17 protein-coding genes are annotated in these 22,230 nt (G+C 38.0%); all 17 read left to right on the top strand.

Going from position 1 to position 22,230, the window contains the following annotated elements; all coding sequences use genetic code 11:
- Positions 1–75 precede the first annotated feature (75 nt).
- The 17 genes from galF to gndA all read left to right on the top strand — a co-directional run bounded on the left by galF (position 76) and on the right by gndA (position 22,204).
- Positions 76–972, top strand: coding sequence for a UTP--glucose-1-phosphate uridylyltransferase GalF (gene galF, locus SIK97_RS13765; protein ID WP_016946203.1), 897 nt, complete (start codon positions 76–78; stop codon positions 970–972).
- A gap of 474 nt (positions 973–1,446) precedes the next feature.
- Positions 1,447–2,076: a phosphatase PAP2 family protein gene (locus SIK97_RS13760; RefSeq protein WP_057173279.1), complete on the top strand. Its 630-nt coding sequence runs from the start codon at positions 1,447–1,449 to the stop codon at positions 2,074–2,076.
- Positions 2,077–3,075: 999 nt separating this feature from the next.
- Entirely contained in the window at positions 3,076–4,515 is a 1,440-nt protein-coding gene (locus SIK97_RS13755) for a capsule assembly Wzi family protein (RefSeq protein ID WP_057173280.1), read from the top strand.
- Between the two features lie 72 nt (positions 4,516–4,587).
- Positions 4,588–5,727, top strand: coding sequence for a polysaccharide export protein (locus tag SIK97_RS13750; protein ID WP_057173281.1), 1,140 nt, complete (start codon positions 4,588–4,590; stop codon positions 5,725–5,727).
- On the top strand, positions 5,727–6,161 hold the full coding sequence (locus SIK97_RS13745) for a protein-tyrosine-phosphatase (protein ID WP_057173282.1): 435 nt from the start codon (positions 5,727–5,729) through the stop codon (positions 6,159–6,161). The genes SIK97_RS13750 and SIK97_RS13745 overlap by 1 nt, the downstream gene beginning before the upstream one ends.
- Positions 6,162–6,178: 17 nt before the next feature.
- Positions 6,179–8,338, top strand: a complete 2,160-nt coding sequence (locus tag SIK97_RS13740; RefSeq protein ID WP_057173283.1) for a polysaccharide biosynthesis tyrosine autokinase — start codon at positions 6,179–6,181, stop codon at positions 8,336–8,338.
- A gap of 108 nt (positions 8,339–8,446) precedes the next feature.
- Complete coding sequence (wbaP, locus tag SIK97_RS13735) at positions 8,447–9,874, top strand: undecaprenyl-phosphate galactose phosphotransferase WbaP (RefSeq protein ID WP_057173284.1); 1,428 nt, start codon at positions 8,447–8,449, stop codon at positions 9,872–9,874.
- A gap of 24 nt (positions 9,875–9,898) precedes the next feature.
- Positions 9,899–11,056: a glycosyltransferase gene (locus tag SIK97_RS13730; protein ID WP_080528240.1), complete on the top strand. Its 1,158-nt coding sequence runs from the start codon at positions 9,899–9,901 to the stop codon at positions 11,054–11,056.
- Positions 11,057–11,069: 13 nt separating this feature from the next.
- Entirely contained in the window at positions 11,070–12,056 is a 987-nt protein-coding gene (locus SIK97_RS13725; protein WP_241183309.1) for a glycosyltransferase family 4 protein, read from the top strand.
- Positions 12,057–12,248: 192 nt separating this feature from the next.
- Positions 12,249–13,373, top strand: a complete 1,125-nt coding sequence (locus SIK97_RS13720) for an O-antigen ligase family protein (RefSeq protein WP_227518206.1) — start codon at positions 12,249–12,251, stop codon at positions 13,371–13,373.
- Positions 13,374–13,417: 44 nt separating this feature from the next.
- Complete coding sequence (locus tag SIK97_RS13715; RefSeq protein ID WP_080528237.1) at positions 13,418–14,413, top strand: cellulase family glycosylhydrolase; 996 nt, start codon at positions 13,418–13,420, stop codon at positions 14,411–14,413.
- Positions 14,414–14,622: 209 nt separating this feature from the next.
- Positions 14,623–15,774, top strand: coding sequence for a glycosyltransferase family 4 protein (locus tag SIK97_RS13710; protein ID WP_057174228.1), 1,152 nt, complete (start codon positions 14,623–14,625; stop codon positions 15,772–15,774).
- 66 nt (positions 15,775–15,840) lie between these two features.
- Positions 15,841–16,764, top strand: a complete 924-nt coding sequence (locus SIK97_RS13705) for a glycosyltransferase family 2 protein (RefSeq protein WP_057174227.1) — start codon at positions 15,841–15,843, stop codon at positions 16,762–16,764.
- Positions 16,765–16,806: 42 nt separating this feature from the next.
- Complete coding sequence (locus tag SIK97_RS13700) at positions 16,807–17,859, top strand: polysaccharide pyruvyl transferase family protein (protein WP_057174226.1); 1,053 nt, start codon at positions 16,807–16,809, stop codon at positions 17,857–17,859.
- A 69-nt stretch (positions 17,860–17,928) separates the two neighbouring features.
- Positions 17,929–19,383 (top strand): lipopolysaccharide biosynthesis protein, encoded by a 1,455-nt coding sequence (locus tag SIK97_RS13695; protein WP_185962827.1) that lies wholly within the window; start codon positions 17,929–17,931, stop codon positions 19,381–19,383.
- Between the two features lie 33 nt (positions 19,384–19,416).
- Positions 19,417–20,511, top strand: a complete 1,095-nt coding sequence (gene glf / locus SIK97_RS13690; protein ID WP_196774982.1) for a UDP-galactopyranose mutase — start codon at positions 19,417–19,419, stop codon at positions 20,509–20,511.
- Between the two features lie 286 nt (positions 20,512–20,797).
- Positions 20,798–22,204, top strand: coding sequence for an NADP-dependent phosphogluconate dehydrogenase (gene gndA / locus SIK97_RS13685; protein WP_057173234.1), 1,407 nt, complete (start codon positions 20,798–20,800; stop codon positions 22,202–22,204).
- Positions 22,205–22,230 lie beyond the last annotated feature (26 nt).

Here is a 22,230-nt window from a genome sequence, read left to right as displayed (position 1 = left end):
TGTATCATCACTGATAAATGCCAGTGATACATACAAACTGACAGGATCAAAAGGTTTATAACCATACGGGTGGATATGAAAATGGTGAGTTTGAAAGCAGTTATACCGGTAGCAGGATTAGGGATGCATATGTTGCCTGCCACCAAGGCCATTCCGAAAGAGATGTTGCCGATCGTCGACAAGCCAATGGTGCAGTACATTGTTGATGAAATTGTAGCTGCGGGTATCAAGGAAATCGTGCTGGTGACGCATTCATCCAAGAATGCCGTAGAAAACCATTTCGACACCTCCTACGAACTGGAAGCCTTGCTTGAACAGCGCGTAAAACGTCAGCTTCTGGCGGAAGTGCAGGCTATCTGTCCTCCTGGCGTAACGATCATGAACGTGCGTCAGGGCCAGCAGCTGGGCTTAGGTCACTCCATTCTTTGCGCCCGCCCGCTGATTGGCGATAACCCGTTTGTGGTGGTGCTCCCGGATATCATTCTGGACGACGCCAGCGCCGACCCTCTGCGCTATAACCTTGCCGCGATGGTGGCGCGTTTCAATGAAACGGGTCGTAGCCAGGTACTGGCCAAACGGATGGAAGGCGATCTCTCCGAGTATTCCGTTATCCAGACTAAGGACGCTCTGGAATCGGCGGGGCAGGTTGCCCGTATCGTGGAGTTCATCGAAAAACCTGATGAACCGCAAACCCTGGATTCCGACCTGATGGCGGTAGGGCGCTATGTGCTTTCTGCCGATGTCTGGGCTGAACTGGAGCGTACCGAGCCGGGCGCCTGGGGACGTATTCAGTTAACCGATGCGATCGCCGAGCTGGCGAAAAAACAGTCGGTTGATGCGATGTTAATGACTGGCGACAGCTATGACTGCGGTAAAAAAATGGGCTATATGCAGGCTTTTGTAAGCTACGGGCTGCGTAACCATAAAGAAGGGGCAAAATTCCGCGAGAGTATTAAGAAGCTGCTGGCGTAGTTTTCGCGTCAGTGCTTATTAGCGCGTGAGAGTGAACGGTTCGAATTATCTGATGACGAAAAGAGGATTCGTGGCCGTTCACAACGTCAGATTCACAATATCAGATACTGCGCGTAGAACTGGTTAATGTCCCTATAAATACAATGAGTTAGCTGATTTAATTGTTATAGTGTATCGCTTTTGAACGCAGCAAATGTTCGGAGACTTCTGGTAGTCGAATAAGACGTAGCATGATGAAATGGTCAGACAAGCAAAATTTACTCTTTGCTGATAATTACTTACTAAGATTTTTCTTAAGTAAGCGGCCCTTAGTCAAGGTGTAACATGAAAATAAAACTTGACTGAGATCATGTTTGCGCATTAAACAACGGTAGCGTGTGCATATTAATGTGAACTTAAGAAGTGCATATGCCCACACAAATGTCGCGGGAAAGGCGTTGCGAACTGGAGAGATCGTCAAAGGATGAAAGATAAATGAACTGGCAGGTTGTCACTTTTTTTGGCGATAGCACCGTACTGTTACCCAGTGCGGCAGTATTGTTTATCGTGCTTTTTCTGCGAAAAGATTCAAAGCAGCTGGCCTGGCACTGGGCGCTGCTGTTTGGCATAACCGGCGCAATTGTCTGCGCATCAAAACTGGCATTTATGGGTTGGGGTATTGGGATTCGCGAGCTGGACTTCACTGGCTTTAGCGGGCACACCGCATTATCTTCAGCTTTCTGGCCAATCCTCTTATGGCTGCTGTGCGCGCGTGCCACACCAGCTCTTCGTTTTACTGCTGTCATAGTGGGTTATGCTCTGGCCGGACTGGTTGGCTACTCCCGACTGATGGTCCACGCACATTCAACTTCTGAAGTCATTGCCGGCTTACTGCTGGGAGCCGCAGGCAGCGCAATTTTTCTGCTGCAACAGTCACGCGTTCGCGCCACTCATACAGCGCGGTTATCCTTTGGCAGTCTGGCGAGCATGGTGATTATCCCGGCGCTTCTGCTGAATACGGGGGCGAAGGCGCCGACGCAATCTCTGCTGAGTGAGATTGCGGTGAAGATTGGCCCACTGGAAAAACCTTTTACCCGGGCCGATCTGCATAAGCGATTTTACTGACTCAAACATATGCGGAAGATTGTAGGATCCAGAAAGAATCATGTCGTGTTCACATTGTATGCAATATGAAATTTATGATGAAAGTGTCAATAGCGGCGATATTTCATATCCATGAAATAAATTTGTGATGGGGCATTCTGCGCAATAATGAGCACAATGATAATCAGCCAGGATGTTTCCTAAATAAGTTTTCTGGCTAAATATCGAATTTATTAATGATAACAACAGCGTGGCATACTTCTTTTTACTATCAATTTTTGTAGTTGACTAACTATAATTAACTTGAAACTAAGTCAACACTCTTTTTGTGGTAAAAAAGCAATAAAATCATAAAGTTGAGATTATTCAGTTGCTTTGTACTGGTTCTGTTTTTACGTGAAGAGCAGAAAACAATAGCGTTATCGACAATTGGTTCGTAGCGCTGGCTACGTAACTGATAATGTGAGATTACGCTCCCAATTGAGGGTAGAATCTCGTAAACTTATGGCCGCGAAATTGTTTGCTTTGATGGATTAATCGCCGACTTATCGGAATCTACGATTGAATTTACAGGGAAAGAAGTGCAGTGCATTGGTAGCTGTTAAGCCAAGGGCGGTAGCGTACCTGCGGCCAGGTCTTTTCTCTATATCACATCTCATTTTATGCGACAGAAATTCCTAAAGTGGACTCCATGCAGGTGATTCTCTTCGCAACCTGTATATACTAGCGAGTTGTCATCAAATCAGGACGTATTCATCTTGAAGCGGACAGATAAACTGCGGGTATGAGGTGCGATGGAATAGCCTTCAATAACAATTTCGCATACATTGTGTACTGCAGGTAGACTGCGAGTAGAAAACTAGCTTTAGCGTGGCGTTCCGATCGGCATGCTTTGGTTTTCTTGGGCCAAAACCTGTAGACCAAACATAGCAAAGGTTGGCGTCAGAGGGCGCTGCATCTACCAGTGTTCCCCTTGTCGCACCAGCTTGCGGAAACGGGGCTTTAAATGGATCTTGTACAATGATAAAAATTGCGCGAATCGCACTCGCATTAGGGCTGCTTACTTCTGCCAGCTCACTTGCCTATGCCTCCGGGTTAGTGATGAATGACAACGAACTGCGCAACGATCTGGCGTGGCTCTCCGATCGAGGCGTTATTCATCTCAGCCTGTCGACCTGGCCGCTGAGCCAAGAAGAGATTAACCGGGCCCTTAAGAAGGCAAAACCCTCTTACTCTTCCGAACAGGTTGTTCTGGCGCGAATCAACCAGCGCCTCGACTCTTTAAAAGCGGATTTTCGTGTGAGCGGCTACACCTCAACGGATAAGCCCGGAACGCCGCAGGGTTTTGGTCAGAATCAGCCTGCGGATAGCTCTTTATCATTAGCCTTTAATAACAGCGGCGAATGGTGGGATGTGCACCTGCAGGGTAACGTTGAAGGTGACGAGCGCATCAGCAACGGTTCACGTTTTAATGCTAACGGCGCCTATGGTGCGGTTAAGTTCTGGAACCAGTGGCTCTCATTTGGTCAGATGCCGCAGTGGTGGGGGCCGGGTTATGAAGGCAGCCTGATCCGCGGTGATGCGATGCGGCCAATGACCGGCGTTTTAATGCAGCGTGCTGAACAGGCCGCACCGGAAACCTGGTGGCTGCGCTGGATTGGCCCGTGGCAGTATCAGATTTCCGCCAGTCAAATGAATCAATATACCGCCGTTCCGCATACCAAAATTATCGGCGGGCGTCTGACGTTTTCTCCTTTCCAGTCCCTTGAACTGGGCGGATCGCGCATTATGCAGTGGGGTGGGGAGGGGAGGCCGGAGTCATTTAGTAATTTTTGGGATGGTCTGACCGGCAAAGATAATACAGCAGCAAACGATCCCAATGAACCCGGCAACCAGCTGGCTGGATTTGACTTTAAGTTGAAGCTGGAACCCACACTTGGCTGGCCGGTTAGTGTCTATGGGCAGATGATTGGTGAAGACGAGTCTGGTTTCTTACCTTCAGCGAATATGTTCCTTGGTGGCGTCGAAGGGCATCACGGTTGGGGTAAAGATGCTATCAACTGGTATATGGAAGCTCATGATACCCGGACGAATATGAGCCGAACCAACTATAGCTATACGCACCATATCTACAAAGATGGTTACTACCAACAGGGATATTCACTCGGCGATGCAATGGGGGGCGATGGTCAACTGTTTGCAGGAAAAGTCGAGCTGGTGACCGAGGATAATCAGCGTTGGAGCGCTCGTTTAGCATATGCGAAGGTTAACCCTGAAAATCAGTCAATTAATAAGGCGTTTCCTCGATCGGATACATTGAAAGGTGTGCAATTGGGGTGGAGTGGGGATGTGTATAAGTCGGTAAGGCTGAACACCTCTCTTTGGTATACCGGTGCTAACCATAGCGATAGTGATGATGTGGGTGCGAGCGCGGGGATAGAAATCCCATTCAATTTATAGCCTTTACGCAGCTTTGGAAATGAGCTGTTGTTCAGGAGTTGAAAACTTTTGGTTTACTGATGATGTGACATTATGAAGAAAAAAATTGTTAGATTTTCGGCATTGGCATTAGCAATAGGATTTTTATCGGGCTGTACAATCATGCCTGGCCAGGGGTTGAATAGCCTTCGTAAGAATGTAGTTGAGTTGCCGGATAGCGATTACGACCTGGATAAACTGGTGAATGTCTATCCATTGACACCGGGCTTAGTTGATCAACTTCGTCCCGAAACCGTCATGGCTCGTCCGAATCCACAGTTAGACAATTTACTGAAAAGTTATGAGTACCGCATTGGCGTGGGCGACGTGCTTATGGTGACGGTTTGGGATCATCCTGAGTTAACAACTCCTGCAGGCCAATATCGTAGCGCGAGTGATACGGGCAACTGGGTGAATTCTGACGGAACGATTTTCTATCCTTATATTGGAAAAGTTCAAGTAGCGGGTAAGACGTTAAGTCAAGTGCGCCAGGAAATTGCCAGTCGCTTAACTACATATATTGAAAGCCCACAGGTCGATGTCAGCATTGCTGCTTTTAGATCACAAAAAGTTTATGTTACCGGTGAAGTAACAAATTCTGGTAAGCAAGCCATTACAAATATTCCTTTAACTATAATGGATGCAATTAATGCTGCGGGTGGTCTAGCTGCAGATGCGGATTGGCGAAATGTTGTCCTTACTCACAATGGCAAAGATACAAAAATATCCCTACATGCATTAATGCAAAAAGGCGATCTAACTCAAAATCATCTCTTATATCCGGGAGATATTTTATTCATTCCGCGCAACGACGACCTTAAAGTCTTTGTTATGGGTGAAGTGGGTAAGCAAAGTACTCTCAAGATGGATCGAAGTGGTATGACTCTCGCTGAGGCATTAGGTAATTCAGAAGGTATTTCTCAGGATTTGAGCGATGCAACTGGGATATTTGTTATTCGTCAATTGAAGAATAATAAAGAAAATAAAATTGCAAATATATATCAACTTAATGCGCAAGATGCATCAGCTATGGTATTAGGTACAGAATTCCAACTTGAACCTTACGATATAGTTTATGTAACAACAGCACCACTTGTCAGATGGAATCGTGTCATTTCAAGGTTGGTACCAACTATTACCGGAGTGCATGATATGACTGAAACATTAAGATATATAAAGAGATGGCCTAACTAATGTTTGATTCAATTCTAATCGTATGTACTGGAAATATTTGCCGTTCTCCTATTGGAGAGCGTTTTTTGCGACGTGAAATGCCAAACAAAAAAATAGACTCAGCTGGAACTGGGGCATTAGTCAATCATGAGGCTGATGTTAATGCAGTTAAAATAGCAGAAGAGCATGGCCTTTCACTTGAAGGGCATAAGGGGCGGCAATTTACAGCTTCACTAGGAAGACAGTACGATTTAATCTTAGTTATGGAAAAAATACATATTGAGGAGATAGGTCGTATTTCCCCGGAATCACGTGGAAAAACCATGTTGTTCGGCCAATGGCTGAATCAGAGAGAAATTCCCGACCCATATCGTAAAAGTGAAGAAGCATTTTCTTTAGTATATCAGCTGATCGAGCAAGCCGGCTTGCGCTGGGTTGAAAAATTAAGCGCATAATAATCAGGAATAATTGCATGTCTCCAGTTATAAACAAATCTATCGCCAAAGATAAGGATGAGATCGATTTAGGGCGTTTATTCGGTGAACTTATTGATCATAGAAAGTTAATTATTTCAGTCACAGCGTTGTTCACATTATTCGCTTTGGTTTATGCTCTTTTTGCAACTCCTATTTATCAAGCTGATGCATTAGTACAAGTTGAGCAAAAGCAAGGTAATGCCATTCTTAGTAACCTAAGCCAAATACTTCCAAGTGGACAGCCTCAATCCGCACCCGAAATAGCTTTATTACAATCAAGAATGATTTTAGGTAAAACAGTTTCAGATCTTAACCTACAGGCACAGGTTAAACAAGATTATTTCCCTGTATTTGGAAGAGGTTGGGCTAGACTTTTAGGTGAAAAGCCTGGCGTTATTAACATAACAAGGCTATACCTTCCAACTCGTAGTGATGATGTGCCAGAAATAAAACTTACTGTAATTGATAACCTCAACTATGAAATTAATTTTGATGAGCACAAATTTACAGGGAAAGTTGGAAAGCTAGTTAACGACAATGGTATTTCATTAAAGATTGACAAATTAGATGCGGAGCCTGGAACTACCTTTACAATCTCATTTATATCCAAGCTCAAAGCTATAACTGAATTACAGAATACCTTTTCAGTAGCGGATCTTGGTAAAGATACGGGAATGTTAACTTTATCTCTGATGGGGGATGATCCGGATCTGATAAGAAGAATTATAGATAGCATCAGTCATAATTATCTTTCACAAAATATAGCTCGTCAGGCTGCACAAGATGCCAAAAGTTTAGATTTTTTAAATATTCAACTTCCTAAAGTACGCAATGAGCTTGATATTGCTGAGGATAAATTAAATCAGTACAGACGTCAAAAAGACTCAGTCGATTTATCTTTAGAGGCTAAATCAGTTTTAGAACAAATAGTCAATGTTGATAATCAACTTAATGAACTGACTTTTCGAGAGTCCGAAATTTCTCAACTTTATACTAAAGAACATCCTACATATAAAGCCTTGATGGAAAAAAGAAAGACCCTGCAGGATGAGAAGGGTAAGCTTAATCAACGAGTATCTGCTATGCCGAAAACCCAGCAGGAAATATTGAGACTCAGTAGGGATGTTGAGTCTGGCCAGGCGGTATATATGCAGCTCTTGAATCGTCAGCAAGAATTAAGTATTGCTAAATCAAGTGCTATAGGTAATGTAAGAATTATTGATGAAGCTGTAACTGAAACAAAACCAGTAAAACCTATAAAAGTCATTGTGCTGTTAGTTGGAATTATTTTAGGTTTTGTAGTTTCTGTTGGGATGGTTTTCCTTAGAGTATATTTACGTCGTGGAATCGAAAGCCCTGAGCAGCTTGAGGATGCTGGCATTAATGTATACGCAAGTATACCTGTATCAGAAGTCTTTGCTAAAAAAGCTTTGCAGTCAGGATGGAAGAAAAAACAGCAAAGTGAAATACAAGGGTTCCTTGCGGTTGAAAATCCTGCCGATTTAGCAATCGAAGCGATTCGAGGGTTGAGAACAAGTCTGCATTTTGCCATGATGGAAGCTAGGAATAATGTTTTAATGATTTCTGGTGCGAGTCCTAATGCAGGTAAAACTTTTGTTAGTACTAATCTTGCTGCTGTGATTGCACAAACTGGCAAAAAAGTTCTGCTAATTGATACCGATATGCGTAAAGGTTATACGCATAAGCTGTTCAATATTTCAAATGATAATGGTTTATGTGACATATTATCGGGAAAAATTGATATAGTCCGTGCTGTCAAAACTATTACTCAGGGCGGGTTTGACTTTATCTCTCGTGGGGTAGTACCTCCGAATCCTGCTGAACTTCTGATGCATAGACGGTTTGGTGAATTGATTGAATGGGCAAGTCGTCATTATGATATAGTTGTTCTCGATACGCCGCCAATTTTAGCCGTTACTGATGCTGCAATTATAGGGCATTATGCAGGTACGACTCTTTTAGTTGCTCGTTTTGAGCAAAATACAGTTAAGGAACTTGAAGTTAGCTTCAAACGCTTTGAGCAAAGTGGAGTAATTGCAAAGGGTTGTATTTTGAACGGTGTCGTTAAGAAGGCGAGTAGTTATTATGGATATGGCTACAGTCATTATGGCTATTCATATACGGATGAAAAATAACTTTGTCTCTTACCCGGACAATATTGTCCGGGTAAGCCTTTATTCTTTAAATAACTAAGAAATCAAAATTGACTCTTATTGAGTTTATCACTAAATTGTGAGGAATACATGACACTCCTCGGTAAAAATACTCTTGTCAGTATAGCTCTGGCACTATCCGATTTAATTAGTTTTACTGTTTCAATATATATAGCAATGGCCATTCTTTCCACCATAATGAGTAATTATGAAACGGTAGTATTGCCAAATGAAACTGACGGTTGGATTGCGCTACACTGGCTTCTGGCTTTTTGTTGTATAGGCTGGTACTCCGTTAGACTAAGGCATTATTTTTATCGTAAAACCTTTTGGTTTGAATTAAAGGAAATATTAAGAACCTTAGTTATTTTTGCTACGATTGAAATCGCCGTAATGGCGTTTACAAATTGGACATTTTCTCGTTTTCTCTGGGTTCTAACTTGGATATTAATTCTGGTATTGTTGCCTACATGTAGAATGTTTACAAAACGAGTTTTAGATTCATGCAGATTATGGCAAAGAGAAACATGGATTATCGGAAGCGGTAACAATGCAGTTGAGGCATACAAAGCAATCAGTAGTGAGAGAAATTTAGGCCTAAATATAGTTGGCTTTATAAATTGTAATGAGGGTGTATTAGCCGGTAAGTATATTGATGCAGTACCAGTAACATCCAATAATACCAATTGGCTGTCAACAATTGACCCAAAAACTCAGTTTATTGTAGCTGTTGAATCAACACAAAGTGATATAAGAAATGCTTGGCTTAGAAATTTCATGATAAAGGGCTTTCGTTATGTTTCCGTTATCCCAACATTACGGGGAATGCCATTAGATAGTACTGATATGTCCTTTATATTCAGCCATGAAGTTATGATTTTTAGAGTACAGCAAAACCTCGCTAAATGGTCCTCACGGATATTAAAGCGTATCTTTGATATCGTAGGTGCAGTTTTAATTATTATTCTTTTGTCTCCTGTTTTAATTTATATTAGCAGAAAAGTTAAATTTGATGGGGGGCCTGCTATTTATGGCCATGAACGTATAGGCAAGGGTGGAAAGCCTTTTAAGTGTTTAAAGTTTCGGTCAATGGTAATAAATTCGAAAGAAGTACTTGAAGATTTGCTTAATAAAGATATTGCTGCTAGAGAAGAATGGAATGCAACGTTTAAATTGAAAAATGATCCCCGCATAACCAAAATTGGTGGTTTTTTGCGTAGAACTAGTCTAGACGAACTGCCTCAGTTGTTTAATGTATTGAAAGGTGAAATGAGCTTAGTAGGACCGCGTCCTATTATTACAGCAGAGCTTGAGCGGTATAATGAAGAAGTCGATTATTATCTCTTAAGTAAGCCTGGTATGACCGGTTTGTGGCAAGTTAGTGGGCGTAGCGACGTCGACTATGAGACAAGAGTGTATCTTGACGCATGGTATGTGAAAAATTGGTCTATGTGGAATGATATTGCAATATTGTTTAAAACCATAGGAGTTGTTTTAAAGAAAGATGGTGCTTACTGATGAAATATCACAATTGGAACTAGTATGAAAAAAGTATTGATAGCATGTCGTGCATATTACCCTGATGTTGCTGGAGGCGGCGAAATATCAACACGGCTTCTCGCTGAAAAATTGTCCGATGCAGGTTATGAGGTTGAAGTATTAGCTATTAGTGACAAGCCTAGCACCAAATTCTGTAATGGCGTAAAGATAAATAGAATCCCTTACAGGAATGTCTACTGGTCTTTTAAGAACAAAAATATAAATTTACTTAAAAAAATGGTGTGGCATTCTTTGGATTCTAATAATTTTTTAATAAGTCAAGATTTAACAAGTAAAATCAAACAAATTAAACCTGACGTGTTAATTACTAGTACTATTGAGGATGTCTCTTCCAGTGTATGGAAGGTGGCAAAAAAGAATGGCGTGAGAGTGATGCATATATTAAGGAGTTATTCTTTAATGTGTGTGAATGCTAACATGTTTAAGGAAGATAATTGTAATAAAATATGTTCGACTTGCAAGCCTTTTTCAATTTTAAAGAAACAGAACTCGAAATATGTTGATGATATTATAGGGATTAGCGAATTTGTTTTAGAAGCCCACTTAAAAAATGGATATTTTAAAAATGCAAAACCTTTCGTTATATATAACATGTGTCTTGATGAAGTTTTAGATGAACGAAAGCATAATGGTCTTGAAAATGGTAACATCACAATTGGTTATTTGGGTAGAATACATAAAACTAAAGGAATTGACCTTGTTATTGAAGCCATAGCTGACCTTCCATCAGACTATAAAAAAAATATTATATTTAAAATTGCTGGGAGTGGTGACGATGATTATGTAGATGAACTACGTTCGTTAGCCAAGAAAAGCAAATTAATTTGTACTTTTGAAGGTAATATACCTGCTAATCAACTATTAGATAACATTGATGTACTTATTGTACCGTCTAAATGGAATGAGCCATTTGGTAGGGTTGTAATTGAGAGTTTAGGCAGACGGGTACCGGTTATTGGTAAAAGGGTGGGCGGAATACCTGAACTTTTAAAAGAAAATCCTGAATTTATGTTTAATACTGTTGACGATTTGAAAGATGTCATTACATCTTATTTAAAAAAGGATATAACCTTTAAGTTCAATTTTCACCGTTTCGAAAATAATACAATTATTAATGAATGGAAAAAAATCATCGGATAATTAAGGAGATAGGATGAAAAAAATAATATTTGATCGGCGGTGGGAGGGTGGTCATGGGATTGGACGCTTTTCGACTGAGATTACATCTAGAATAAAATTTCATAAATACATCGATAATAATATAAAACCGACTAGTCCGATAGATATACTTGTAACTCCTTGGTATTTATTTTTAAATAATTATGTTTACTTTACTCCGGGATTTAATGCGCCGTATTTATTTATAAAAAGATCAGTGATTACAATACATGATTTAAATCATATTGATCTTGATAATAACTCTAGTTTTTTGAAAAAAATGTATTATAGACTTGTCTTAAAGAGGGCATGTAAAAAATCTTTAGCTATCTTTACTGTTTCCGAGTTTTCGAAGAGAAGAATTATTGATTGGGCCGGCATTGATGGAGATAAAGTAACTGTAGTAGGTAATGGGGTATCTGGTAACTTTAAACCCGATGGAAGATCTTTTTTGCCAGGCTATAATTATATTTTTTGCGTGAGTAATCGCAAAGAGCACAAAAATGAAAAGAGATTAATAGAGGCTTTCTCGTTAGTAAATAATAGAGGTGGTTTGAAATTACTCTTTTCAGGAAAACCAACAGTTGAGATCACTGAGTTTATTAAAAGTCTAAATCTTGAAAATGACATAGTCTTCACAGGGTTTATAAGGGATGATGAACTTCCTGCATATTATCGTGGAGCGTTGATGCTTGCTATGCCATCTATTTATGAAGGCTTTGGTTTGCCTGTAATTGAAGCTATGGCTTGTGGGACACCGACGATAGCATCAAATACAACATCTCTAAGTGAAATCGCAGGTGAAGCATCTCTATTAGTTGATCCTTTAAATGTGCAAGATATAAGTGCCGCAATGCATACATTAATTTCCGACAGTAATATACGTGAGGAGCTTAAGTTAAAAGGATTAAAGCACGTAAAGCAATATACTTGGGAAAGTACGGTGCATAAAATAAAAGCAGTCTTAGAAATTTTGCAATAGTATATATTGATATCATGATGTAACTATTGTTGTGAGTTGACATTATTTATTGTTAATCTTCTATTAATCTTTATTTAATAAAATTTATTTATTGAATATAAAAGAAAATAAGTAGCATATATGGTATTCAAAAAAAATGTCGTTATAGCGTTCCTATTTTCTCTATGCACAAGCATAGATGTGTTCAGTGTGATGGGATTTAGATTGTCATTAATTCCTTTGCTGATATATGGTCTTATACAACTAATAGAAAGAAAGACAATTGATAATAATATTCATTACGTTTTTCTTTTTTTCTTGGCTTGTGCTCCATCGACATTTTATAGCTATGCATTGGGAAAATCATTAGGATATCTAGCGTGGATACTTTTTAACTTTGTTTTTATATCATGCGTTTTCAAGAAATTAGCTGAGGAAGATTATGCATCTACGCTAAAAGGAATATTTTATTCATATAGATTCCAAATAATTGTTGCTGCTCTACTATATTTTGGCCATATTCATGAGCGGGCACAGTTTTTATATTATGAGCCATCATACTTTGCAATTGCGTTGATACCATACGTAGTTATATTTATTAATTCGTTTATTTATAAGAACAAACTGATTATATTACCAAAAGCTACTATTTTTGATGTATTCTTATGTTTACTTGCGATTTATACTACTAAGAGTGCAAACTTGCTCCTGATTTTTGTGGTTTCAATGTGTGTAATATCTCTTCACGGTAGGAAGAAAACTCTCAAAATTTTACTGAGTATATTTTTCTTAGTTATTGCTTATTTATCTCTTTATTTTTATTCAAAAGGGCATGACGACTTAATATCGATAACTTTCAAAAATATTTTTATGTCAGGTAATTTTTGGGAGGCTCTTATTGATCGAGCAGGTAATAGATGGTATCGGGTTGAAATGGCTTATCAAATTGCTAAAGATCATTGGTGGGGGGTAGGGATTGGAGCATATGCTGAATATACTCTCAACACGGTAAGTCAATATCCATTCTATAATTCACTGCCATGGTACCTTAAGCCAATAGGAATGCCTGCTATCAACTTATATATAGAGATGGCTGCGACCTCTGGATGGATAGCCTTAGTTATTTGGTTAATTTGGCACTATAAACTTCTATTTTCAAATAAAAGGAAAAAATTTAAAGGCACTGTAATTTATTTTTCTCTTTTGATTTCAATGATCATATTAAATATTGAGTCAAGCTTCATGCGCCCTTATTATTGGGTATTAATCGGTATATGCATGGCTCATAACGATGAGATATTCAAATCTGCAAGTACTGAAAAAAACTCGAAAACGTAATTGGTTTCATAAAAATTTAGATTGTTACTATTAGTGAGGAAAGTATGAGAATTTACGTTAAGATTTTTATCTTTCTACTTTCAATGCCTATTTATAGCGTTAATGCTTTCTATGTTGGAGTTGGAGCACACCCCAATGGTTTTACAGGTTCAGCGATTGATTTTCTGCATTTGTTAGAAAAATATCATATCAATGCAGTAAGACTTGACTATCCATGGAGTGATGTAGAACGAGTAAAAAATGTTTTCACTGCACCAGTCAATAATACTGAAAATATCCTTTCAATTGCCAAGCAATATGATGTTGAACCAATAGTTATTCTTGATTATGGGAATAAATTATATGGAATCAAAAAACCCACAACCGATGAAGATATCGATAAATTTACAAGATATGCAATATGGACGGTTGAGCATTTTAAAGGGAAAGTAAAAATATTTGAAATTTGGAATGAGTGGTCAAATAGAAAAAATAAGAATGCCAACAGCGATGAATCAGCTGTACAATATGTCAAGTTGGTAGCTAGGGTTTCAAAGGCAATAAAACAGGTCGATCCAAGTATTATAGTGATTGCAGGTTCAATAAACCCAATGGATTATTTAGATCTTGCATGGGGGAGAAAAATTGTCAAGTTAGGTTTGATGGATTACATTGATGGAATGTCTTTACATCCTTATATTTATGGTAGCAAAAGAGCAGCACAGCCAATTCGTAATATAAAATACTTGGAATTAATAAATAAAGAATTCATGAAATTATCTGGACGGAAGGATTTCATCGATTTTTATATTACAGAAATTGGATTTCCTACTTCAGAAAATTACACTGTATTCACAGAAAAAGATGTTGCTGATTACGCTAAAAATTACATTTTGGAAGGTAGTAGGGTCGACTATATAAAAGGAATATGGTGGTATGACTTGATTGATGACGGTAACAACAAAAAGAATAGAGAACATAATTTTGGTATCTTAAACCGCAACTTGAGTGAGAAAAATGTTTCGCAAGCTATAAAAAATGCATCTGAGTCAATTAAGTAGAATATATATTTCAAGAATGTTTAAATGGATTGAAATTTATCATTATTCTTCTTAAATGATGATTAAATCTATGCTACAAAAACAATTTAATATTATTAATAACTGTCTATAATATATAAGATAGTCATTTGATATATACAATTGGAAATATTGCATCTTCTCAAATAATCAATCATAGTTTCCCCGAAAGTTAAGAGGTTTATGTCTCTATGCATCAAGATCTTAGTATTGGCATTGTTGCTGACTGGTTTGTAACTTATGCTGGATCAGAAAAAATAGTCGCCGAATTTATTGAATTATTTCCTGATTCTGAGCTTTATTCTGTTGTCGACTTTCTTTCTGAAGAAAATAAATTGCATTTTAAAAACAAAGAAATTACTACTACATTCATACAAAACCTACCTTTTTCGAAAAAAAAATACCAATCCTATTTACCATTAATGCCCTTAGCAATTGAGCAGTTAGACGTTTCTAAACATGACATTATTCTTTCAAGCTCCCATGCTGTTGCTAAAGGTATTTTGACGGGGCCTGATCAGCTCCACATAAGTTATGTGCATAGCCCTATAAGATATGCATGGGATCTTCAACACCAATATTTACGAGAGGCTGGTTTAAGTAAGGGACTAAAGGCTACTCTCGCACGATGGCTCTTACACAAAATTCGTATTTGGGATTGTAGAACAGCGAATGGAGTGGATCATTTTATCGCTAATTCGCAGTTTATAGCCAGGAGGATCAAGAAAGTCTATGGACGAAAAGCTGATGTAATTTACCCTGCGGTTGATGTCGAGCGATTTGCTTTACAAACTAACAAGCAAGACTATTATATGACTGCTTCACGGATGGTTCCATATAAAAGAATGGACCTTATTGTTGAAGCTTTCAGCCATATGCCGACTAAAAGGCTTGTTGTTATTGGTGATGGTCCTGAGATGAATAAAATTAAATCAAAAGCAACTAATAATATTGAAATACTCGGCTACCAACCAAATGATGTAATGCAGAAATATATGAGTGAGGCAAAAGCATTCGTATTTGCAGCAGAAGAAGATTTTGGAATCACGCCTGTTGAGGCACAGGCTTGTGGAACTCCTGTTATCGCTTATGGTAAGGGGGGAGCTCTGGAAACAATAATTTCAATTGAAAAAGAGGATCCTACAGGATTATTCTTTTACAAACAAGATGTTGAATCGTTAGTTGAAGCTATTTCTAAATTTGAGTTGTCAAGGGATTCAATATTACCAGAAAATTGTAGAGCAAATGCTTTAAAATTTTCTGCCGAACGGTTTAGAGAAGAAATTAAACACTATGTGGAACAAAAATGGAAAGACTTTGAAGATAGCAAAAAAAATTCATGATGATTAATTAGAATTGGAACTGCCAATTTTTATCAAAACTTAGTTTGTTGAAACCTTGGGGCTTTTATGAATGTCATTAAACATAGTGTAGCAGCAGTTCTAGTCACATATAATAGAGTTGAACTATTAAAAATTGCTATTGACTCACTAGAAAAACAAACGATTGAGCTAAAAAATATTGTTGTTGTGAATAATAATTCTACAGATGGTACAGAGGAATATCTAAGAAGTATTGCAAGTGACAAAATCCAATTTATAACTTTGCAAAAAAATACTGGTGGGGCTGGTGGTTTCTCAGCTGGCATTAATTATGCCTACAAACTGAATATTGATTATGTCTGGATTATGGATGATGATGCTATTGCTAGTCCTTCAGCATTAGAAGAATTATTAAAAGCAAACGATACTTTACAATATCATTCGGCAACACCGGGTTTTTTATGCAGCCATGTTCTTAGTGATAATGAAGATTGCATGAATGTTCCCGAGATTTCTAAGAAAAAGAACTCCACTGGTTATTTCAGTTGGCCTGAGTTTGCTTCAAAGGGGATAGTTGGAGTTGATAAAGCTACTTTTGTTTCTGTACTAATATCAAAAGATATTGTTGGTGAGTTTGGTTTGCCAGTTAAGGAAATGTTTATATGGGGAGATGATACAGAATATACATGGCGAATTAGTAACAAATATAATTGCTATTATGTCGCGAATAGTGTTGTTTATCATAAAAGGGTCATGGCTAAGTCATTGTCACTTGCAACAGAAGACAATTTAAATAGAATGCCATGGTATGGATTGCTTTACAGAAATAATTTTTACAACGTACGGAAACATGGTAAAGCTAAAGATTATGTTTTCTATTTTAATTATGTTTTAAAAGATTTCTGTCAGGTTTTATTCAAAGCAAAAAATAAAAAGATAAAAAGATTATGTATTATCATTAAAGGGTTTATATCTGGTATAGTGTTTAACCCCAAAATCGATAGACCATAAAGTTTAATCCTGTGATTGTTAATTTCTATTTTTGAGAATATTATGAATTTACAAACTAAAATTATTAATAAAGTGAAGGGGAAAGTTAATGATTTTTCCCATCGCTTTTATAAATTGCCTAAATTTGATGGAAATAAAAACATTGCTTATGTATTAGGGGTTAGCAACCATCCTAATGCAGGGGATCAAGAAATAACATTAGCGCAAAAGAAGTTCATATTAAAATATTTACCAGATTATGCCTATGTTGAGATTGAAAAAGAAAAAGTTGAATTTGTTGTTGACGAACTCGCTAGAACATTAAAGCCTCAAGATATTATCTTTATTCAGGGAGGGGGAACGCTAAGTGATTTGTATCCAGAGCATGAGTTACCTCGTCAGCTACTTCTTAAAAAATTAAAAGATTGTCCATGTAAAATAATTCAGTTTCCAGTCTCCTTCTATTATGAGAATATTGAAAGTTTCAGGAAAATTAAAAGCATTTATAATGAAGCTAAGAATTTGACTGTTTTCGTTCGTGAATCTAAATCTTACAATATCCTAAAAAGAGAACTTGAAATTCCTGTACACCATATTCCTGATATTGTTTTATCTCAAGATGAGTCTTCTCTAACAAATCGTGGAGATGATGTCTTAATTATGTTTAGAAGTGATGTTGAGTGCGTCTTGCCTAAACCATTAGCTCATTCTATAAAGGAGCATTTTGCTAAGAATAATAATATATTAATCACAGATAATTATGTTGAGGATTATGTCCTTACATTTGAATCAAATAGAGAAAATTTGTTAAGTAAGAAATTTGATGAATTCCGTGGTGCAAAGCTGATTATTACAGATAGATTGCATGGTATGATTTTTGCGTATGTGACTAAAACTCCTGCGGTAGTATTTGATAATTCATATGGTAAGGTAAAGTATAGCTATGAAGATTGGCTTTCTGATTCTAACTACATAAAGTATCTTGATTCAACTGTTGCAACATTGGATGATGTTATAAATTATGCTTCCCAAGCTTCTAATTCTGAAAAGGCATTTTGTTTTGATGTAAAAAAGGCATTTGATCCTTTAATTAAGTTAGTAGTCGGTAACCGTTAATTTGCATTGATGATTAGAAAGATCTATCTTTCTTTATTTTCATTTATAACCTTAAAGGAAGACATCCATATGGTTGTCTTCCTTTGTGAGGTGTGGGATTTGAACAGATATAGTAAGCTTCTAAACAATTCAATCATATTTGCATTAGGGAATTTAGGTAGCAAATTAGTAGTTATCTTACTTGTCCCGCTTTATACATTCTATTTAACGGCACAAGATTATGGTGTTGTAGACCTTATTTCTTCCACCCAAGCTCTAATGATGCCTTTTATAACTTTAACTATAGAACAGGCACTGTTACGTTATATAATTAGTAATCAAAATAAAGATGAGACAAATTCATTATTTTCAACTTCCTTATTTATTTGCATTTGTACTCTTATTGTATTATTGATAATATGCTTAGTAATTGCCATGTTTAGTATTTGGAATGTTAAGCTAATAATATATTTCTATCTTTTAGTTTTAGTAGCAGTAGTTCAAGTACTGTTTTCAACCTATCTTCGAGCTGTTGGTAAAACTAAGATATTTGCATTTAGCGGTGTTTTACAAGTTGTCGCACTTTTAGTTCTTAATGGGCTTTTTTTAGTTTATTTTAAATTAGGTATTAATGGTTATCTCATCTCTTTGATCGGATCTTATATCTTTTCTTCTTTATATTGTATCTACTACGCCAGAGATATAACTATTTCTTATAAGTTGGTAAAGAAAGAAGTTATTCATAAGGTAATAAGATTTTCTTTGCCTCTTATTCCTAATTATTCTATGTGGTGGCTAGTGAACAATTCCACAAGATATGTGGTTCTTACCTTTGTCGGACTATCTGCCAATGGTTTATTTGCTGTTGCTAGTAAAATACCGATGTGTATAAACGTATTTGTAACAGTTTTCCAGCAAGCATGGCAAATATCAGCTTTTGAAGAATTTGAATCTAAGGATAGAGCTAAATATTATTCTTCAGTGTTCCGAAGTTATTACCAGTTTTTATTTTTATTAGCCTCAATCCTTCTGGTTTTGAATAAGGATATCTTTCGCTATCTTGTAAGCTCTGAATATTTTATGGCTTGGCAAATGGTGCCTTTCTTAATTTATGGTGTTTTATATCAAACTTTTTCCTCCTTTTTAGGAACTATATATACAGCTAATTATAAAACTAAAAGCGTCTTTTTAACTAGTCTTATTGGGGCCGGGATATCAATAGGAGCTAATTTCATATTTATACCTTTATATGGACCAGCATATGCGGGGGTTGGAGCCTCATTAGGTTTCTTTATTATGTGGTATCTTAGACTTAAAGATACACGAAAAATAATTTATACTGAGTTAAAATTAATTGAGTTTTCATTCCTCAATGTGGTTTATATTGCACAGGTGATCTTCTTGTTTTTAATTGATGATTACTCATGGCTAATTCAGCTATTTATACAGCTGCTATGTTTCACAATTATTGTTTTTCTTACTAGGGATTTTTTTGGTTCTGTTTTTGTTTTCATCAAACAGCGCATGTTAAAAAAACGAGCTTAATTTAATCATTAATGATATGTTTAGGAGAGAATTGTGTACGATTATTTGATTGTAGGTGCAGGCTTTTTTGGTGCAGTTTGTGCGCACGAGTTAACAAAAAAAGGAAAGAAAGTACTCATAATTGAAAAAAGAGAGCATATTGCAGGGAATGCTTATACAGAAAATTGTGATGGCATACATGTACATAAATACGGTGCTCATATTTTTCATACGAATGATAAAACTATTTGGGATTATGTTAACCAGTTTGCAGATTTTAATAATTTTATTAATTCTCCAATTGCCAATTATAGAGGTAAACTTTATAACCTGCCTTTCAATATGAATACTTTCTATCAATTATGGGGAGTTAAAACCCCTTCTGAAGCAAAGCAGGTAATAGATTCGCAGAAAAAAGGATTGGTCAGTAGTACTGCCTCTAACTTAGAAGAAAAAGCTATTTCCTTGGTTGGCGAGGATATTTATAATACTCTTATTAAAGGTTATACTGAAAAGCAGTGGGGGCGCAGTGCTCTGGAACTCCCTTCATTCATAATTAATCGACTCCCTGTACGTTTCACATTCGATAATAATTATTTCAGCGACCGCTTTCAAGGTATCCCTATTGGTGGATATACTAAGCTGATTGAAAATATGCTTGTAGGTATTGAGGTAAAGCTTGGTGTTGATTTCTTTACAGAAAAAGAAAAGTATACAAGCATGGCTAATAAAATTATTTACACTGGCCCTATAGATCAATATTTTGATTATTGTTTTGGTCCGCTAGAGTATCGTTCACTGCGGTTTGAAAGCGAGCGTTTGTCTGAAAAAAATCATCAAGGTGTTGCGGTCGTAAATTATACTGAGTATGACATACCCTACACTCGCATAATTGAACATAAGCATTTCGAAGGCATTGATTCCGAACATACAGTTATCACTAAAGAATTTCCCGCTGAATGGTCAGTAGGTTCTGAACCTTATTACCCGATTAATAATGACAAAAATATGGATGTTTTCCGTCGCTACAGAGAGTTAGCAAAACAAGAAGGCAAAGTTGTATTTGGTGGAAGGTTAGCAGAGTATAAATACTATGACATGCATCAGGTAATAGCTTCCGCTTTAAAAACTGTTAATGATTTAGCATGATGTTAATCTAATAGAATTTTGTCAATCGTTGACATGCCTCATATATTCACAAGATTATATTTGCCTTGTACTTATGCTTTTAGCTAATTATTGTGTTTAACATAATGAATCTTGTGCTCTGGGATGTCTTTGCTAGGGCTTTTATTCAACTTTCAGAGTAGATGTTACCAATTAATTCTGTATTGATAATTGTATTGCTATCTATCTTGAATTTACTGAATAGGGTAATATAGTTTGCACATGCTGTGAGATTGTTCGCAGCAATAACACCTGACAGGAGTATGTAATGTCCAAGCAACAGATCGGGGTTGTCGGTATGGCAGTGATGGGGCGTAACCTTGCGCTCAACATCGAGAGCCGCGGTTATACCGTCTCCGTTTTCAACCGCTCCCGTGAAAAGACCGAAGAAGTGATTGCCGAGAATCCCGGCAAGAAGCTGGTCCCACATTATACAGTGCAAGAGTTTGTTGAGTCGCTCGAAACTCCACGCCGTATCCTGTTAATGGTGAAGGCGGGCGCAGGCACTGATAGTGCCATCGACTCTCTGAAGCCTTACCTGGACAAGGGTGACATCATCATCGATGGTGGTAATACCTTCTTCCAGGATACGATTCGTCGTAATCGTGAGCTTTCTGCTGAAGGTTTTAACTTCATCGGGACCGGCGTGTCCGGCGGTGAAGAAGGGGCTCTTAAAGGTCCTTCGATCATGCCTGGCGGTCAGAAAGAAGCTTATGAACTGGTTGCTCCAATTCTCAAGCAGATTGCAGCTGTCGCTGAAGACGGTGAGCCGTGCGTAACCTATATCGGCGCCGATGGCGCTGGTCATTATGTCAAAATGGTTCACAACGGTATTGAATACGGTGATATGCAGCTTATTGCAGAAGCCTACGCTTTACTGAAAGGCGGTCTGGCGCTCTCTAATGAAGAGCTGGCGCAAACCTTTACCGAATGGAATGAAGGTGAGCTTAGCAGCTATCTCATTGACATCACTAAAGACATCTTCACCAAAAAAGATGAAGAGGGTAAATACCTGGTCGACGTGATCCTCGATGAGGCGGCAAACAAAGGTACCGGTAAATGGACCAGCCAGAGCTCTCTTGACCTCGGTGAACCTCTGTCACTTATCACTGAATCTGTATTCGCACGCTACATCTCTTCTCTAAAAGATCAGCGTGTGGCTGCTTCGAAAGTTCTTACTGGACCCCTGGCGAAGAGTGCAGGCGATAAAGCGGAGTTCGTTGAGAAAGTTCGCCGCGCTCTGTATCTGGGCAAAATCGTCTCTTACGCTCAAGGCTTCTCCCAGCTGCGCGCGGCTTCTGATGAGTACCACTGGGATCTGAACTACGGTGAGATCGCGAAAATCTTCCGTGCTGGCTGTATCATTCGTGCTCAGTTCCTGCAAAAGATTACGGATGCTTATGAGCAGAATGCCGGTATTGCTAACCTGCTGCTGGCTCCATACTTCAAGCAGATCGCCGATGATTATCAGCAAGCCCTGCGCGATGTTGTTGCATACGCAGTTCAGAATGGTATTCCGGTTCCGACGTTCTCTGCGGCCATCGCATACTACGACAGCTATCGTTCCGCAGTCTTGCCTGCTAACCTGATTCAGGCTCAGCGTGACTATTTCGGCGCGCATACCTATAAGCGTACCGATAAAGAAGGTGTGTTCCACACCGAGTGGATTGATTAATTAGATGACAAACAACCTGGCAAGAG

Source organism: Klebsiella sp. JN_Kp126, assembly GCF_033843325.1.
In the GTDB taxonomy this organism is placed as follows: Bacteria; Pseudomonadota; Gammaproteobacteria; order Enterobacterales; family Enterobacteriaceae; genus Klebsiella; species Klebsiella michiganensis.
The sequence above is the reverse complement of the archived record's forward strand: the minus strand, read 5'-3'. Positions and strand labels throughout refer to the sequence as shown.

Coding starts and splice junctions, on each gene's coding strand:
- SIK97_RS13710 (WP_057174228.1), top strand. CDS start 14,623: ATGCATCAAGATCTTAGTATTGGCATTGTTGCTGACTGGTTTGTAACT.
- wbaP (WP_057173284.1), top strand. CDS start 8,447: ATGACACTCCTCGGTAAAAATACTCTTGTCAGTATAGCTCTGGCACTA.
- SIK97_RS13695 (WP_185962827.1), top strand. CDS start 17,929: ATGGTTGTCTTCCTTTGTGAGGTGTGGGATTTGAACAGATATAGTAAG.
- SIK97_RS13755 (WP_057173280.1), top strand. CDS start 3,076: ATGATAAAAATTGCGCGAATCGCACTCGCATTAGGGCTGCTTACTTCT.
- SIK97_RS13750 (WP_057173281.1), top strand. CDS start 4,588: ATGAAGAAAAAAATTGTTAGATTTTCGGCATTGGCATTAGCAATAGGA.
- SIK97_RS13700 (WP_057174226.1), top strand. CDS start 16,807: ATGAATTTACAAACTAAAATTATTAATAAAGTGAAGGGGAAAGTTAAT.
- SIK97_RS13745 (WP_057173282.1), top strand. CDS start 5,727: ATGTTTGATTCAATTCTAATCGTATGTACTGGAAATATTTGCCGTTCT.
- SIK97_RS13715 (WP_080528237.1), top strand. CDS start 13,418: ATGAGAATTTACGTTAAGATTTTTATCTTTCTACTTTCAATGCCTATT.
- SIK97_RS13720 (WP_227518206.1), top strand. CDS start 12,249: ATGGGATTTAGATTGTCATTAATTCCTTTGCTGATATATGGTCTTATA.
- SIK97_RS13705 (WP_057174227.1), top strand. CDS start 15,841: ATGAATGTCATTAAACATAGTGTAGCAGCAGTTCTAGTCACATATAAT.
- gndA (WP_057173234.1), top strand. CDS start 20,798: ATGTCCAAGCAACAGATCGGGGTTGTCGGTATGGCAGTGATGGGGCGT.
- SIK97_RS13760 (WP_057173279.1), top strand. CDS start 1,447: ATGAACTGGCAGGTTGTCACTTTTTTTGGCGATAGCACCGTACTGTTA.
- SIK97_RS13730 (WP_080528240.1), top strand. CDS start 9,899: ATGAAAAAAGTATTGATAGCATGTCGTGCATATTACCCTGATGTTGCT.
- galF (WP_016946203.1), top strand. CDS start 76: ATGAAAATGGTGAGTTTGAAAGCAGTTATACCGGTAGCAGGATTAGGG.
- SIK97_RS13740 (WP_057173283.1), top strand. CDS start 6,179: ATGTCTCCAGTTATAAACAAATCTATCGCCAAAGATAAGGATGAGATC.
- SIK97_RS13725 (WP_241183309.1), top strand. CDS start 11,070: ATGAAAAAAATAATATTTGATCGGCGGTGGGAGGGTGGTCATGGGATT.